The following is a 16694-nucleotide window of genomic DNA, read 5'->3' as shown; positions in this document are numbered from 1 at the left end:
GATTTATGTTTCAGCAGGAATTGTAAAGGGTAAAAGAGAAATAGATACATATCCTTAATAAAAGGGAGGCGTTCTTTGATGAACTATAACATCAGAGGAGAAAATATTGAAGTGACACCCGCGTTAAAGGATCATGTCGAGAGGAAGATCGGCAAGCTGGAGCGCTATTTTGACCATAGCGTGGATGCTGATGTGAACGTCAACTTGAAGTTTTACAATGACAAGGAGTCTAAGGTTGAGGTTACGATTCCGATGACAGATCTGGCGCTTCGGTCCGAGGTGCATAACGAGGATATGTACAACGCAATTGATCTCGCAACAAACAAACTGGAACGTCAAATCCGTAAGCATAAAACGAAAGTAAACCGTAAATTCCGTGAGCAGGGCTCTCCAAAATATTTATTGGCAAACGGTCTTGGCTCTGATACAGATATTGCGGTTCAGGATGACATAGAAGAGGAGGAGAGCTTGGACATCGTCCGTCAGAAACGCTTTAATTTAAAGCCGATGGATAGTGAAGAAGCGATCTTGCAAATGAATATGCTCGGCCATAATTTCTTTGTTTTCACAAATGCGGAAACAAACCTTACAAATGTCGTGTACCGCAGAAATGACGGGAAATATGGCTTAATTGAACCGACTGAATAATGAAGAGAAGCCTTCCGTGATGTCCGCGGAAGGTTTTTGTTTTTCTTATTTGCAAATTCTTTGGAAATAACAAAAGGTATGATATGATAATGAGAGGTATACATGGACTAGTAAATTATTTATACATGCCTCTAAAATAGGCATGTGATGATAGAGGAGCGTTATAAATGCTTGGAATTTTAAATAAAATGTTTGATCCAACAAAACGTACGCTGAATAGATACGAAAAAATTGCTAACGATATTGATGCGATTCGCGGAGACTATGAAAATCTCTCTGACGACGCGTTGAAACATAAAACAATTGAATTTAAAGAGCGCCTTGAAAAAGGGGCGACAACGGATGATCTTCTTGTTGAAGCTTTCGCTGTTGTTCGAGAAGCTTCACGCCGCGTAACAGGCATGTTTCCGTTTAAAGTCCAGCTCATGGGGGGCGTGGCGCTTCATGACGGAAATATCGCGGAAATGAAAACAGGGGAAGGGAAAACATTAACGTCTACCCTGCCTGTTTATTTAAATGCGTTAACAGGTAAAGGCGTACACGTCGTGACTGTCAACGAATACTTGGCAAGCCGTGACGCTGAGCAGATGGGGAAAATTTTCGAGTTTCTCGGTCTGACTGTCGGTTTGAATTTAAACTCAATGTCAAAAGACGAAAAACGGGAAGCTTATGCCGCTGACATTACTTACTCTACAAACAATGAGCTTGGCTTCGACTATTTGCGTGACAATATGGTTCTTTATAAAGAGCAGATGGTTCAGCGTCCGCTTCATTTTGCGGTAATTGATGAAGTTGACTCTATTTTAATTGATGAAGCGAGAACACCGCTTATCATTTCTGGACAAGCTGCAAAATCCACTAAGCTGTACGTACAGGCAAATGCTTTTGTCCGCACGTTAAAAGCGGAGAAGGATTACACGTACGATATCAAAACAAAAGCTGTACAGCTTACTGAAGAAGGAATGACGAAGGCGGAAAAAGCATTCGGCATCGATAACCTCTTTGATGTGAAGCATGTCGCGCTCAACCACCATATCAACCAGGCCTTAAAAGCTCACGTTGCGATGCAAAAGGACGTTGACTATGTAGTGGAAGACGGACAGGTTGTTATTGTTGATTCCTTCACGGGACGTCTGATGAAAGGCCGCCGCTACAGTGAGGGGCTTCACCAAGCGATTGAAGCGAAGGAAGGGCTTGAGATTCAAAACGAAAGCATGACCTTGGCGACGATTACGTTCCAAAACTACTTCCGGATGTACGAAAAACTTGCCGGTATGACGGGTACAGCTAAGACAGAGGAAGAAGAATTCCGCAACATCTACAACATGCAGGTTGTCACGATCCCTACCAACAGGCCTGTTGTCCGTGATGACCGACCGGATTTAATTTACCGCACGATGGAAGGAAAGTTTAAGGCAGTTGCGGAGGATGTCGCACAGCGTTACATGACGGGACAGCCTGTTCTCGTCGGTACGGTTGCCGTTGAAACATCTGAATTGATTTCTAAGCTGCTTAAAAACAAAGGAATTCCGCATCAAGTGTTAAATGCCAAAAACCATGAACGTGAAGCGCAGATCATTGAAGAGGCCGGCCAAAAAGGCGCAGTTACGATTGCGACTAACATGGCGGGGCGCGGAACGGACATTAAGCTTGGCGAAGGTGTAAAAGAGCTTGGCGGGCTCGCTGTTGTCGGAACAGAACGACATGAATCACGCCGGATTGACAATCAGCTTCGAGGTCGTTCCGGACGTCAGGGAGACCCGGGGATTACTCAATTTTATCTTTCTATGGAAGATGAATTGATGCGCAGATTCGGAGCTGAGCGGACAATGGCGATGCTGGACCGCTTCGGCATGGACGACTCTACTCCAATCCAAAGCAAAATGGTATCTCGCGCGGTAGAATCGTCTCAAAAACGCGTCGAAGGCAATAACTTCGATTCGCGTAAACAGCTTCTGCAATATGATGATGTTCTCCGCCAGCAGCGTGAGGTCATTTATAAGCAGCGCTTTGAAGTCATTGACTCTGAAAACCTGCGTGAAATCGTTGAAAATATGATCAAGTCTTCTCTCGAACGCGCAATTGCAGCCTATACGCCAAGAGAAGAGCTTCCTGAGGAGTGGAAGCTTGACGGTCTAGTTGATCTTATCAACACAACTTATCTTGATGAAGGTGCACTTGAGAAGAGCGATATCTTCGGCAAAGAACCGGATGAAATGCTTGAGCTCATTATGGATCGCATCATCACAAAATATAATGAGAAGGAAGAGCAATTCGGCAAAGAGCAAATGCGCGAATTCGAAAAAGTTATCGTTCTTCGTGCCGTTGATTCTAAATGGATGGATCATATTGATGCGATGGATCAGCTCCGCCAAGGGATTCACCTTCGTGCTTACGCGCAGACGAACCCGCTTCGTGAGTATCAAATGGAAGGTTTTGCGATGTTTGAGCATATGATTGAATCAATTGAGGACGAAGTCGCAAAATTTGTGATGAAAGCTGAGATTGAAAACAATCTGGAGCGTGAAGAGGTTGTACAAGGTCAAACAACAGCTCATCAGCCGCAAGAAGGCGACGATAACAAAAAAGCAAAGAAAGCACCGGTTCGCAAAGTGGTTGATATCGGACGAAATGCCCCATGCCACTGCGGAAGCGGGAAAAAATATAAAAATTGCTGCGGCCGTACTGAATAGTTCGCCCCGGCAAGTTTACTGACCGCGGCGCCTGCAGGCGCCTGCGGATCTTTTAATGAGGTGAATGAAATGGAATTATCAGAAATTAGAGCAGAGCTCGAAAATATGGCTTCTCGTTTAGCGGACTTTAGGGGGTCTCTTTGACCTCGAATCAAAGGAGGCCCGCATTGCTGAGCTAGATGAACAAATGGCTGATCCGGAATTCTGGAATGATCAGCAAAAAGCTCAAACGGTTATAAATGAAGCAAACGGTTTAAAGGATTATGTCAATTCGTATAAAAAATTGAATGAATCCCACGAAGAATTACAAATGACTCATGATCTTTTGAAAGAAGAGCCGGACACTGATCTCCAGCTTGAGCTTGAAAAAGAACTAAAGTCATTAACAAAAGAGTTCAATGAGTTTGAGCTTCAGCTTCTTCTCAGCGAGCCGTATGATAAAAATAACGCGATTTTAGAACTGCACCCTGGTGCTGGCGGTACAGAGTCACAGGACTGGGGCTCTATGCTTCTTAGAATGTATACAAGATGGGGAGAGCGCCGCGGCTTTAAAGTAGAGACTCTCGATTACCTTCCAGGTGACGAGGCGGGAATCAAGTCAGTGACATTGCTCATCAAAGGACACAACGCTTACGGGTATCTCAAAGCAGAAAAAGGTGTTCATCGTCTTGTGCGGATCTCACCATTTGATTCATCAGGCCGCCGCCACACATCTTTCGTTTCATGTGAAGTCATGCCTGAATTTAACGATGAAATTGATATTGATATTCGTACGGAGGATATTAAAGTTGACACGTACCGTGCAAGCGGCGCGGGCGGACAGCACGTCAATACGACGGATTCAGCCGTTCGGATTACTCACTTGCCGACGAACGTAGTTGTGACATGCCAAACGGAGCGCTCACAAATTAAAAACCGTGAAAGAGCCATGAAAATGCTGAAGGCCAAGCTGTATCAGCGCAGAATTGAAGAGCAGCAGGCAGAGCTGGATGAAATTCGCGGTGAACAAAAAGAAATCGGCTGGGGCAGCCAAATCCGTTCTTATGTATTCCATCCGTATTCCATGGTAAAAGACCATCGGACCAATACAGAAATGGGGAACGTTCAAGCTGTAATGGATGGTGACATTGATACGTTTATTGATGCCTACCTGCGTTCTAAGCTTTCATAAGCTGAAAAACACACCTGATGCATACGGGTGTGTTTTTTTATTTCTTATATCCTTGATTTCACTGCTGCTTTAGCATATTACCACTGTATTTGGGTGTTATTTACATCTAATCAGGGAAGGATTAAAATGCTATCGGAGAGCATTGGAAGAAACGGAGGATATATGATGGACGTACGGAATAAAACATTGTGGATTTTGCGGGATTATGTATACATATTGATAGGAGCAGCGATTACGGCCGTGTCCTTTAATGTATTTTTGCTTCCGAATAAGATTGCCGCCGGCGGGGTCAGCGGGATCAGTACGATTTTACAATCATATGGTTTTGAAGCAGCGTATGTACAGTGGATTATTAATATCCCTTTATTTATTGCTGGCGTCATTTTGCTCGGCGGGAAATTTGGACTAAAGACGCTTGCAGGTTCTGTGTTTTTGCCGCTAGTAGTGTTTCTGACAAGGGATATTCAGCCCGCCACTCATCATGAACTCCTGGCGGCGATTTTTGGCGGTGTCGGGATAGGTATCGGAATTGGTATTGTGTACTTAGGGAAAGGTTCGACGGGAGGTACAGCCTTGGCTGCACAGATCATTCATAAGTACTCCGGTCTGTCATTGGGGAAGTGTCTCGCCATCATTGACGGAATGATCGTTGTTACGGCTATGATTGTATTTAATATTGAGCAAGGCTTATATGCCATGCTTGGCGTCTATGTGTCCAGCAAAACCATTGATGTTGTGCAAGTCGGCTTTAATCGTTCAAAAATGGCGCTCATCATTACAAAGCAGGAGCAGGCTGTCAAGGAGGCTGTCTTACAGAAGATTGACAGAGGCGTGACAAAAATTTCTGCAGTCGGCGGATATACTGACGATGACCGTCCGATTTTAATGTGCGTGGTTGGGCAAACTGAATTCACCAAATTGAAACAAATCGTCAAACAGATTGATGAGTCAGCTTTTGTAATTGTAGCAGACGCGAGCGAGGTGCTGGGCGAGGGTTTCAAACGCGCTTAAACGAGGTTATAATATGGAAGAGATCGTAAAGGAGTTGTGCTTCTCAACATGAAATCAAAGTTATCGATACTAATGATTGGATTTGCGCTTTCTGTTCTGTTGGCTGCCTGCGGATCAAACGATGCAAAAGAAGAGAAGACAGACACTGGCAGCAAGACGGAAGCCACTGCATCTGAAGGGGAAGAATTATATCAGCAAAGCTGCGTAGGCTGCCACGGCAAGGATTTAGAAGGTGTGTCAGGGCCTAATCTCCAAGAGGTCGGAGGCAAATACGATGAACACAAAATTGAAAGCATTATTAAAAACGGCCGCGGCAATATGCCAAAGGGGCTTGTAGATGATAACGAAGCCGCTGTTATTGCCAAATGGCTGTCAGAAAAAAAGTAAGATAAAAACATCCTTGCCGAGTGCTGGCAAGGATGTTTTTATGCCTTGACAATATGAATGAAAAGAAACTGTAATAGTATTATGTCTAAATTTGACGTATAATGAAGTGTATTGAAAAAGGGAACTTTCAGATTTTTCATCTTTTTACAAATGAATGGGTCATAAATTGTCGAATGCATTCGAAGAGTATGACCGTGTGATAGATAAAATGATATAAAAGATTAGGTGATTTCATGATAGAGATGAAGGAAGTATATAAAGCCTATCCGAACGGCGTAAAAGCACTCAATGGGATTTCTGTTACCATTCATCCCGGCGAGTTTGTGTATGTTGTTGGTCCGAGCGGAGCAGGTAAATCTACTTTTATTAAAATGATTTACAGAGAAGAAAAACCGACAAAAGGACAAATTTTAATCAATCATAAAGATCTCGCGACAATTAAAGAAAAAGAGATTCCTTTCGTGCGCCGCAAAATAGGTGTTGTCTTTCAGGATTTCAAGCTTCTTCCGAAACTTACTGTTTTTGAAAATGTGGCATTTGCCCTTGAAGTGATTGGAGAACAGCCGTCTGTCATTAAGAAACGGGTGCTTGAAGTGCTTGATCTCGTGCAGCTGAAGCATAAAGCGCGACAATTTCCTGACCAGCTTTCAGGCGGGGAGCAGCAGCGTGTATCTATTGCCAGATCAATTGTGAACAACCCTGATGTTGTCATTGCTGATGAACCGACAGGAAACCTTGATCCGGATACGTCCTGGGAAGTCATGAAGACGCTGGAGGAAATTAACAACCGCGGGACAACAGTCGTGATGGCGACACATAATAAAGAAATCGTAAACACCATGAAGAAACGTGTCATTGCAATCGAAGATGGTATCATTGTGCGTGATGAGTCAAGAGGGGAGTATGGTTCATATGATTAAAATTCTCGGGCGCCACTTGCGTGAGAGTTTTAAATCTCTCGGGAGAAACACATGGATGACATTTGCATCCATTAGTGCTGTAACCGTTACGCTGATTTTAGTCGGCGTGTTTTTAGTGATTATGCTGAATTTGAATAACATGGCCACGAATGCAGAAAAACAAGTCGAAATCAAAGTGCTGATTGATCTGACTGCAGATCAGAAGGCACAGGACAAGCTTCAGAACGATATTAAGGAACTGAAGGGCATTCAGAGTGTCACTTTTTCATCTAAAGAAAAAGAGCTTGACCAGCTGGTTGACAGTTTTGGTGACAGCGGAAAATCCCTGACAATGAAGGATCAGGAAAACCCGCTTAATGATGCGTTTGTCGTCAAAACGACAGATCCGCATGATACGCCGAACGTGGCGAAAAAGATCGAAAAAATGGATCATGTTTATAAAGTCACTTATGGAAAAGAAGAGGTCAGCCGTTTGTTTAAAGTGGTCGGCGTTTCCCGCAACATCGGAATCGCGTTAATTATCGGCCTGGTATTTACGGCGATGTTCTTAATTTCCAACACCATTAAAATTACAATTTTCGCAAGAAGAAAAGAAATTGAAATCATGAAGCTTGTCGGCGCGACAAACTGGTTTATCCGCTGGCCGTTTTTCCTTGAAGGATTGCTGCTAGGCGTATTCGGTTCTGTGATTCCGATTGCACTGGTGCTGAGCACTTACCAATACGTCATCGGATGGGTCGTTCCAAAGGTTCAAGGATCATTTGTCTCTCTTCTTCCTTATAATCCATTTGTATTCCAAGTTTCGCTAGTGCTGATTGCAATCGGCGCAGTAATTGGAGTATGGGGAAGTCTGACTTCCATCCGCAAGTTTCTGCGAGTATAAAGTGAAAAAGCCGTTCCGTTTTCGGGACGGCTTTTCATTTGCCTTCTTTTTCTTCTATGATTACATGAAATCTCCATCCTTTACATATACTATCTCTAGGTTTTGGTAAAGACAGTCTGGCATACAGGAGGAGTAAAGGATGAATCAAAAAATAATGGCTGTGATAGCAGCAGGGAGCATGCTGTTCGGAGGCGCCGGTGTATATGCGGGAATCAACCTGCTTGAGATGGATAAGCCCCAGACTGCAGCAGTTCCCGCGACGGCACAAGCTGACTCTGAACGGGATAAAGCTATGGACAAAATCGAAAAAGCGTATGAGTTAATTTCGAATGAGTACGTAGAAAAAGTAGATAGAGAAAAGCTGCTCGAGGGAGCCATCCAGGGAATGCTGTCTACGCTAAATGATCCTTATTCTGTTTACATGGACAAGCAGACAGCTAAGCAATTTTCTGATTCTCTTGATTCCTCATTTGAAGGCATCGGGGCTGAGGTTGGAATGGAAGACGGCAAAATTATTATTGTTTCTCCATTCAAGAAATCGCCAGCGGAAAAAGCCGGGTTGAAGCCTAATGATGAAATTATCAGCATCAATGGAGAATCGATGGCCGGCAAGGATTTAAACCACGCTGTGTTAAAAATAAGAGGAAAAAAAGGGTCCAGCGTTTCAATGAAGATTCAGCGGCCTGGAACGAAGAAGCAGTTGTCATTCCGGATCAAGAGAGCTGAGATTCCGCTCGAAACGGTTTTTGCATCAGAGAAAAAAGTACAGGGGCATTCTGTCGGATATATTGCCATCTCTACTTTTTCTGAGCACACCGCAGAGGATTTTGCAAAAGCGCTGAGGGAGCTTGAGAAAAAAGAAATAGAAGGACTTGTCATTGATGTACGCGGCAACCCGGGTGGATATCTTCAAAGTGTGGAAGAAATTCTTAAGCATTTCGTTACAAAGGATCAGCCGTATATTCAGATTGCTGAACGCAATGGAGATAAAAAACGTTATTTTTCAACATTGACCCATAAAAAAGCGTACCCTGTCAATGTGATTACGGATAAAGGAAGTGCCTCTGCATCAGAAATTCTTGCCGGCGCATTAAAGGAAGCTGGCCATTATGATGTTGTAGGCGATACGTCTTTTGGAAAGGGAACGGTTCAACAGGCTGTGCCAATGGGGGACGGCAGCAACATCAAATTAACGCTTTACAAGTGGCTGACGCCAAATGGAAACTGGATTCATAAGAAAGGAATTGAACCGACCATTGCGATTAAGCAGCCCGATTATTTTTCCGCCGGGCCCTTACAGCTGAAAGAGCCGCTTAAAGTGGACATGAACAATGAAGACGTCAAGCATGCGCAGGTATTGTTAAAAGGTCTCAGCTTTGATCCGGGACGTGAGGATGGCTATTTCAGCAAAGACATGAAAAAAGCGGTTATGGCTTTTCAGGATCAAAACAAGCTGAATAAAACCGGTGTGATCGACACTCGCACTGCAGAGACATTAAATCAGCAGATAGAAAAGAAAAAATCAGATGAAAAAAATGATTTGCAGCTTCAAACAGCATTGAAATCATTATTTGTCAATTAAAGGAGATGGTATTTCATCTCCTGTTTCTTTGTGCTTAAAGAGATTATGGATCATAAGTCACATAAAAAATGAGTTTTTGACAAGAAATTAAAAAAATTTTCACAAATAAACATTTATAAAGGACTGTTATTACCCGATATCAATATATGAGAGAGACTTTCTAACGAGTTAATATGCATTTAAAATGAAACTTTTGCAAGTTGCCTAGTCTTTGTTTACTTCATACAATATAAGAAGGTTCTAAAAAGAACAGTAATCAGGTTAATGGCAGCTGAACGACAGGTATTTAAAGAGTAACGTTAGCGAGAATGCTTGTTAGCACTCCAGTACTGCTGCTTATACTGGCCCGTGCTTATCTGTATAAAGAAAATGGGGGTTCACAATTGAAGAGGGCAAGTATTGTGCGTGAAAAAAAATATTATGAATTAGTGGAACAATTAAAAGACAGAACACAAGACGTAACATTTTCAGCTACAAAAGCACTAAGTCTTCTTATGCTGTTCAGCAGATATTTGGTCAATTACACCAATGTCGAATCAGTAAATGACATTAATGAGGAATGCGCCAAACATTATTTTAACTACTTAATGAAAAACCATAAGCGATTAGGAATTAATCTGACAGATATAAAAAGGTCGATGCATCTAATCAGCGGGTTATTGGATGTGGATGTAAACCACTATTTAAAGGATTTTTCACTATCGAATGTCACGCTGTGGATGACGCAAGAGAGATAAACTCTCCTGAGGATATCCAAGCCATTTAATATTTGATAGAATATGAGTAACATGTTTGGCTTGAGGCGGTGAGAGATAGTGTCTGTTCAATGGGGAATTGAACTGTTAAAAAGCGCGGGCTTGTTCTTCTTACACCCGCTTTTCTGGTTTTTTATCATCATAACCTTGGCTTTCGGCTATGTAAGAATCAAACGGGAACGAAAAACCTTTCATACAAGAATAGCAGATATTTATGATGATCTGAAATTTACATATACAAAGGGACTGATTCCAGGTCTTCTTTTGTCAGTTATTTTAGGTGGACTCGGAATATCGATTCCTCTCGGTTTACTTGCGATTATTGCCGTTATCACTGCAGCGGCAGCGTTCACTCTTCGCGCAAACTGGATGTCTGCTGCATATATCGTCAGTGTGAGTATGCTGATAGGTTTTGGACTGCAAATATATCAGGCGGAGCCCTTTCTGGAGAGATTTCCGCAAGGATTTGCAGTTGTTTGGCCGGCTGTGGCTGTGTTTCTAGGTTTGCTGATTATCACTGAAGGAGCGGTTGCTTATCGTTCTGCGCATGTGAGAACATCACCGGCACTTGTCGTAAGCAGCCGCGGTTTGCCGATCGGACAGCAGCTGGCAAACCGGGTTTGGCTTTTGCCGCTGTTCCTTCTCGTGCCCGGTAATGGTTTAGAATCGCACCTTAGCTGGTGGCCCGTGTTTACGGTTCCCGGCGGCTCATTCCATTTTCTATGGATTCCTTACTTTGTCGGATTTGGACAAAGGGTACAGGGATCGCTGCCTGAAACGAGTATAAGGATCACAGCGAAACGCGTTTGTATTCTCGGTCTTGCCGTCGCATTTCTCGGTGCAGCGAGCTTACTGTGGACGCCGCTTGCGGGTGCAGCGGTCTGTACCGCTTTGTTAGGGCGTATTTTTCTGTCCATAAAGCAAAGAGTGAATGATAACGCGGCTCCGTTTTATTTCTCGAAAAGGGATCAGGGCTTAATGGTGCTTGGGATTATCCCCAATACGCCGGCTGAGGATCTGGAATTGAAAATCGGGGAAATCATAACGAAAGTCAATGGCATACCGGTTAAGAACGTTTCTGATTTCTATGAAGCGCTTCAGCATAACCGTGCATATGTAAAGCTTGAAATTATCGGTTTGAATGGAGAAATTCGTTTTGACCAGCGAGCTTCTTATGAAGGAGAACATCATGAATTGGGCATCCTCTTCGTAAAGGATGACCGTGAAGACGAAGCAGTCGCTTCGGGATCATAAAAGGCAGCCCGGCACCGCAGGATGATGCGATGCCGGGCTGTTTTGTGTTACGCTGAGTTTTTTTCTATCCGTGCCGTTTCATCAGATTTGATGCCCAATGAAACAAAAACGCCGATGATGGATACAGCAAAGAGAATCATAAATAGGGTGTGATATCCCGAAATCAGGCCAATTAAGGCTGATGAAATGATGCTTCCGAAATAACGGAAGGTCGAGAAAATCCCAGATGCCACTCCTGACATACCGGGGTCTACTGTGGCAAGGGATGAAACCTGCATGCTGGTCAGACCGACTCCGGAAGCGAGCCCGCCAAGGATAAGAGAGAGCATGAGGAACAAGACAGAATGCGAGCTGCTTAACAGCAAAAATAATAGATTCGCACCAGCCATCATGGCAAATGAAAGAAAAATGATTTTTTTGGCTCCCCATTTGTGATGGAGCTGCGCGCCCACCCAGTTGCTGGCTGACATGAAGATCGAAAATACAGAAAGCGCCATCCCGCTGTTAGATGTATTAAGCCCAAATTGGTTCGTCATAAATAACGGCATAATCAATAAGACGGCATACATCATCAAATTGCTTAACAAGACTGATAGATTCGCATTTGTAAAGGTTGAGCTTTTAAACAGTGCAAAGTCAATGATGGGGTGCTGGGTACGTTTTTCTCTTCTGAAAAAAAGCGGAACAAAAAGAAGTATCAATACACTGTATACAGTATATCCCCATGGAGCCTCATTTTTCGTCAGCAGGATAATGGAAACGATGCTGCCTGCAAGCAAGAGAGAGCCGATGATATCCAGCGGCGCGTCAGATTTATTTTCTTTATATTGAGGAAACATCGTTAATGCCGTAAATAAAGCAATGGCGAGGAACGGGATGTTGACCCAAAAAATCGAATGCCAGCTGAAGCTGTCAATCAGTATAGAGCCGATAAAAGGCCCGAGTGCTGCACCAAGTCCCGCGCCCAGTCCGAAAAATCCAAACACTTTCGGTAGGCGTTTTTCAGAAACAACATGCCGGATAATGGCAATGCTGTTTGGCGTAAGCAATGCCCCGCCGACAGCCTGCAATGCCCGAAAGACAATTAACAGGAGCAGACTCGGTGAAAGGGCGCAGCCTAGAGATGCGATTAGAAAAAGGCCGACTCCCCATAAGTACATTGTTTTATTGCCGTACATGTCACCGAGCTTTCCTGCAATCGGCTGTGTGACTGCCATCACGATTAAATAAACGGTAACCACCCAAGTGATGCTTGCGATGGACTCGTTATACGTATGGGAAATAGATGAGAGCGCGACCGCGATCATCGTTGAGTTAATGGGAACCAGAATGGCCCCCAATAATAGCGAGACGATCAGCGCCCATTCTTTTCTTGAGCTCATTGGGATCCTCCTTTTTATTATGCCAAGGAGTTAATCAGCAGAAATTCCTTTGACAAATAGAGCTGTGCTATGCTCCAGCATTTTTTCCTGGGGCATTGATATGACCCGGTCTCCTAAGTGGAGACGGTGAATGAAATAACCGAAGATAATCGACATGAACACGTCGGCATGTTCCGCTTCATTTCCTGTCTGAATAACCCCTTTCTCACCCATCGTTTTGAGATAATCAACCAATAGCTGTTTCATAGATTGGGGATATTCAGTGACGTGGTTAATGACATCCTGAAACATGGCCGGTTCACGAAAGCTGATTTTAATGATATCTTTTCTATGTTCGAGCTCCTCCAAGAGACAGGTTCCGATATGAAGCAGGTCTTTGTACAAATCCCCTTCTGTTTGTTCCAAAATGCTGCCTCTGTTTGAAGAATGCTGAGAAAGCAAAGCCTCAACTAGTCCTTGTTTGTTTTTAAAGTTCCTGAAAATCGTCGCTTCACTTACATTTGCTTTTTCTGCAATTTCTTTTGTAGTCGTTGCGCGATATCCTTTTTTGACGAGCAGCTGCATGGCAGCATCAAGGATTCTCTTGTTTGTCGGTCTCAATACGTTTCACCTCACGAATATACTGGCAGGACAAGTATACACCCGCCCCGCTTGTATAAGAAAGAGGGGGACGCATCAGGACCGGCTGACAACTGTGATTTTGCCGCTGCTTCCGTCAACAGTGATGATGTCACCGTCTCGCAGTCTTTCGGTTGCCGTGCGTGTGCCGAGAACGGCTGGAATGCCGTATTCACGGGCAATAATCGCAGCGTGAGACAAAATGCCGCCTGTGTCTGTAATAATCGCTTTGGCGTCTTGAAACAGGCTGGTCCATAGCGGTGTGGTCATCTTGCAAACGAGTACGTCTCCAGGCGCGAATTGAGAAAATTCATTGGCGTCCCGAATGATTTTCACCGGACCTGTCGCAATGCCGCTTGATGCCGCAATGCCAAAAATATGATTCTCTGTGTTTTTTTCATCCTCTATCACAGCGCCGACAATTTCTTCAGCTGCTTTGAGCTGTTCTTTTGTCGGGGTGCCGAGGTAGGCCGGGGCTTGGGCCAGCTCATACTCATGAAAAATCTGTCTGCGTTTTTCAGCCTTTTCTTGCAGGGATACAGGGTGAAGAAGCGCTTGTTCCACTTCGTCGTCATATAAGAACCAAAGGTCCTCCCGATCTTGAATGACACCGTTTTCCGCCAGCAATTCACCTATCTTCAGCAGAAAGATTCTCGCCTTGGCATCCAGCATGGCGTCAATATAAAAGTGGTGATCATCTTTTATATTTGCAGAGTTCAGTGTCCATTGATAATAGCGGTCAAATTCGGTGCGTAAACCGGGATCTTCTATGCTTTCCAAGAATTCATTGTATAATTTCTCTCGTTTTTCTTTTGTTTTCTGAAATTCATTGTCAAAATGATAGCCATTACGGACATAATTTTGAATATTGGCCAGAGCGAAATACGGATTTTCCACCCAGATTTGTTCAATCAGATCATGACTTTTAACAGATCTCCATCCGTATTCTTGCAAGAATTCATGGACGTTCTTCAGGAAGTGTCTTCCCTCATCTGTTTGTTCCAATTTCTCCTGGAGCTGTTCAGGCTTGTTGTTTTCAAAAATGGCCAGAAGGTTCGGGTTCTCCTGAACTTCCACAGAAAATAGCCATAAGCAACGGTCCGTTTCCAGTGATTTGTTCATTTTTCCTGTCAGCATCTCGTAAAAATGAGCGTTTTCGGACTCTCCTTGAATGTCCTGATACATCGCTTGCAGTTTGTTTGTTAAAAGGATTTGCGGGAAAACGATATTAAAGTGCTCTTCATAAGCCGTGAGATAAAAGGCCTTTAGTTTTTGAAAAGCTTCCAGTGCGCTTTCTGCGGTATGCTCAGTTTGTGCGAGCTGGTCCAGTGTCCGGTAAAAAGGGAGGTATGTGTGATTGATGATGTCATACATATGCTCCGATAAAATCGGGAAAAGCTCTTTGCCGCAGTCTTCAGAAGGAGGCTGCTGTCCGCCTTGGTTTTTGGAATAAATATGTCCGCGATAAAGTTTTACTTCATCAACAACTACACCAATCGGAAACTTTTGCATGCTCTTCTTCAAGCCATATTCCAATGCCGGCACGATGAAGGATGAAAATAACGGACTCACCGGACCTTCAATATTAGACTCCATGTTAAGCCAGAAATCATTCATATCAGTGTCGGTAATCATGAAGCTGCGTTTTTCTTCTGCCGCTTTTTTGTCCTGATCAATGGTTGTAATCGGGCGAGCTTGCAGAAGGTATATTTGATGATCAGCAATTCCAAATTCTATATCAACAGGATATCCGTACAGGTCTTCGGTTTTTTTTGTGATTTCAGCCAATTCAATCACTTGTTCATCTGTAAGGCAAAAACGGCTGCGCATGTCTTCACTCGTTTCTTTTTCAGCAATTCCTTCTGCCGCAGACTCCATGTAGATTTCCTTTGCACCTATTTCTTTCTGAATCTCAAACGAAGATTTATTAACAATGAACGTGTCTGGGGTAACATTTCCTGAAACAACAGCTTCACCCAACCCGTAGCTGGCGCTGATTAAAAGCTCTCTATCATCATGGGTAACAGGGTTGCGGCTGAAGATAACACCTGACATTTCTGAATCGATCAGCCCCTGAACGACTATTCCCATTAACGGCTCTGCGATTTGATTGTTCATTTTTTTCTTATAGCTGCTGACCCGCCCAGAAAAAAATGAGGCCCAGCATTCTTTCACTTTAGCCAGAAACTCTTCCTCTGTTTTGATATTTAAGTAGGTTTCATATTGACCCGCGAATGAGGCGCCTTCTAAATCTTCCGAAGCAGACGAAGAACGCACGGCTACGGATCGATATGATTCTCTAAGCTTATAAAAGGAACTAGTCAGCTCATCTTTCAGCTCATCCGAAAATGTTCCGGAAATGATCCCGCCTTCGACGTTTTCACTAGTCTCTTGAAGCTGGTTGTCCTCCATAAAACGTGCGAGCGCATTCGTTTGAATAATAAACCCGTCCGGAACAGGAAGACCGTGTTTGGTCAATTTAATCAAATTCATTCCTTTTGCTCCAGCCAGCTGGCTGGACTCTTCTGCCTGGCGAAATAAAACAGAATACATATTTGAAACCCCTCTTTTCTTCATTCATTTTGTTTTTCTCTCTAGTCTTTTTATTGCGGAGCCTGTGTTTAAAAAATGATAGTAAACACTATCATTTAATTGTAGGTTTTCAGGAAAATGCTGTCAAACGCAGAAAGTCCTAAATAAAATGAATAGTTAAGTTGGTTATATTATCCTGAAAAATGCGGCCGTACTGGTACTGTATGCCTATTTTCTTTTATTCTCGGAATCTGGCGGCGGACTTGATGATGTAATAAAAAAAGTGCCGCTGATTAGAACAGCGGCACCATGGAATAAGTTTTGACCGGCACCAAAATGCAAATATGGTGATTGATTTTGGCTGAAAAGGGGTATGGTGTAAGTAGAGGGAGCGAATGCACGATTGTCCGATTCTTCATTTTTTACTATAATCAGATCAGATGAAGAATCCCTGAGGAGGGTTTTTGTTGATTACAAAAGCCGTTTTTGCATTGTTTTTCCCTTTTATGCTTGTTGTTCTATTTACTAGAGTCACCTTTAATCATTATGTGGCGATCGCTTTAACAGCTGCATTGCTGTTTGCCTCTTATTTAAAAGGCTATACAGAAACGTATTTTATTGTAGGATTGGATGTTGTGTCTCTTGTGGCTGGCGGACTGTATATGGCCAAAAAAGCTGCAGAGAAAAAAGAAGAATAAATCGGACATAATGAATATAAAGACTGAATACCTGCTTTTACGTTTTAAAAGCAGGTTTTTTATACACAAAAACAGCTGGAAATAAAAAACCACCGAACTTTAGTTCGTATTTTTAGTGATTTTGCTTTCCATTGTGTTACTATATCTATAGGAAGATTTC

At 43.3% G+C, this 16694-nt stretch carries 14 protein-coding genes; 11 read left to right on the top strand and 3 right to left on the bottom strand.

The features are described 5' to 3' along the window. The first annotated feature begins 78 nt into the window (after positions 1 to 78). The 10 genes from hpf (at position 79) to minJ (ending at position 11304) form a co-directional block, all read left to right on the top strand. A complete protein-coding gene (gene hpf / locus MHB62_RS18280; protein WP_003228031.1) occupies positions 79 to 648 on the top strand; it encodes a ribosome hibernation promotion factor in 570 nt (189 codons plus the stop codon). Between the two features lie 167 nt (positions 649 to 815). Then, positions 816 to 3341: a preprotein translocase subunit SecA gene (gene secA, locus MHB62_RS18275; protein WP_003228033.1), complete on the top strand. Its 2526-nt coding sequence runs from the start codon at positions 816 to 818 to the stop codon at positions 3339 to 3341. A gap of 69 nt (positions 3342 to 3410) precedes the next feature. Then, a protein-coding gene (gene prfB, locus MHB62_RS18270; protein WP_010886623.1) for a peptide chain release factor 2 occupies positions 3411 to 4512 on the top strand; the annotation gives its coding sequence in 2 pieces (ribosomal slippage) (positions 3411 to 3482 and positions 3484 to 4512; 1101 coding nt in all). 165 nt (positions 4513 to 4677) lie between these two features. Further along, positions 4678 to 5523 (top strand): YitT family protein, encoded by an 846-nt coding sequence (locus MHB62_RS18265; protein WP_003242677.1) that lies wholly within the window; start codon positions 4678 to 4680, stop codon positions 5521 to 5523. A 48-nt stretch (positions 5524 to 5571) separates the two neighbouring features. Further along, complete coding sequence (gene cccB, locus MHB62_RS18260; RefSeq protein WP_003242725.1) at positions 5572 to 5910, top strand: cytochrome c551; 339 nt, start codon at positions 5572 to 5574, stop codon at positions 5908 to 5910. Positions 5911 to 6143: 233 nt separating this feature from the next. Beyond that, a complete protein-coding gene (ftsE, locus tag MHB62_RS18255) occupies positions 6144 to 6830 on the top strand; it encodes a cell division ATP-binding protein FtsE (protein ID WP_003228039.1) in 687 nt (228 codons plus the stop codon). Next, complete coding sequence (ftsX, locus tag MHB62_RS18250; protein WP_009968247.1) at positions 6823 to 7713, top strand: permease-like cell division protein FtsX; 891 nt, start codon at positions 6823 to 6825, stop codon at positions 7711 to 7713. Before ftsE ends, ftsX begins: the two co-directional genes overlap by 8 nt. 139 nt (positions 7714 to 7852) lie before the next feature. Further along, the gene (gene ctpB, locus MHB62_RS18245) at positions 7853 to 9295 is read left to right on the top strand and encodes a carboxy-terminal processing protease CtpB (protein WP_003228041.1); all 1443 of its coding nucleotides are present in this window, start codon (positions 7853 to 7855) and stop codon (positions 9293 to 9295) included. Positions 9296 to 9678: 383 nt separating this feature from the next. Beyond that, a complete protein-coding gene (gene swrA / locus MHB62_RS18240; protein ID WP_015251121.1) occupies positions 9679 to 10032 on the top strand; it encodes a swarming motility protein SwrAA in 354 nt (117 codons plus the stop codon). A 78-nt stretch (positions 10033 to 10110) separates the two neighbouring features. Beyond that, positions 10111 to 11304 carry a cell division topological determinant MinJ gene (gene minJ / locus MHB62_RS18235; protein WP_019712709.1) on the top strand — a complete coding sequence of 398 codons (1194 nt, stop codon included), beginning with the start codon at positions 10111 to 10113 and terminating at the stop codon, positions 11302 to 11304. Between the two features lie 47 nt (positions 11305 to 11351). On the opposite strand, the gene MHB62_RS18230 is transcribed toward minJ, so the two are convergent. The 3 genes from MHB62_RS18230 to MHB62_RS18220 all read right to left on the bottom strand — a co-directional run bounded on the left by MHB62_RS18230 (position 11352) and on the right by MHB62_RS18220 (position 15857). Continuing rightward, positions 11352 to 12686 carry an MFS transporter gene (locus MHB62_RS18230; RefSeq protein WP_003242625.1) on the bottom strand — a complete coding sequence of 445 codons (1335 nt, stop codon included), beginning with the start codon at positions 12684 to 12686 and terminating at the stop codon, positions 11352 to 11354. Positions 12687 to 12716: 30 nt separating this feature from the next. After that, positions 12717 to 13286 (bottom strand): TetR/AcrR family transcriptional regulator, encoded by a 570-nt coding sequence (locus MHB62_RS18225; RefSeq protein ID WP_003244088.1) that lies wholly within the window; start codon positions 13284 to 13286, stop codon positions 12717 to 12719. A 75-nt stretch (positions 13287 to 13361) separates the two neighbouring features. Further along, positions 13362 to 15857, bottom strand: a complete 2496-nt coding sequence (locus MHB62_RS18220; protein ID WP_003243243.1) for a PEP/pyruvate-binding domain-containing protein — start codon at positions 15855 to 15857, stop codon at positions 13362 to 13364. Positions 15858 to 16303: 446 nt separating this feature from the next. Between MHB62_RS18220 and MHB62_RS18215 the strand changes: the two genes are divergently transcribed. Further along, positions 16304 to 16534 (top strand): CsbA family protein, encoded by a 231-nt coding sequence (locus MHB62_RS18215; protein ID WP_003228053.1) that lies wholly within the window; start codon positions 16304 to 16306, stop codon positions 16532 to 16534. Positions 16535 to 16694 lie beyond the last annotated feature (160 nt).

Origin of the sequence: Bacillus sp. FSL K6-0255 (assembly GCF_045040725.1) — a bacterium.
GTDB lineage: Bacteria > Bacillota > Bacilli > Bacillales > Bacillaceae > Bacillus > Bacillus subtilis.
The sequence above is the reverse complement of the archived record's forward strand: the minus strand, read 5'-3'. Positions and strand labels throughout refer to the sequence as shown.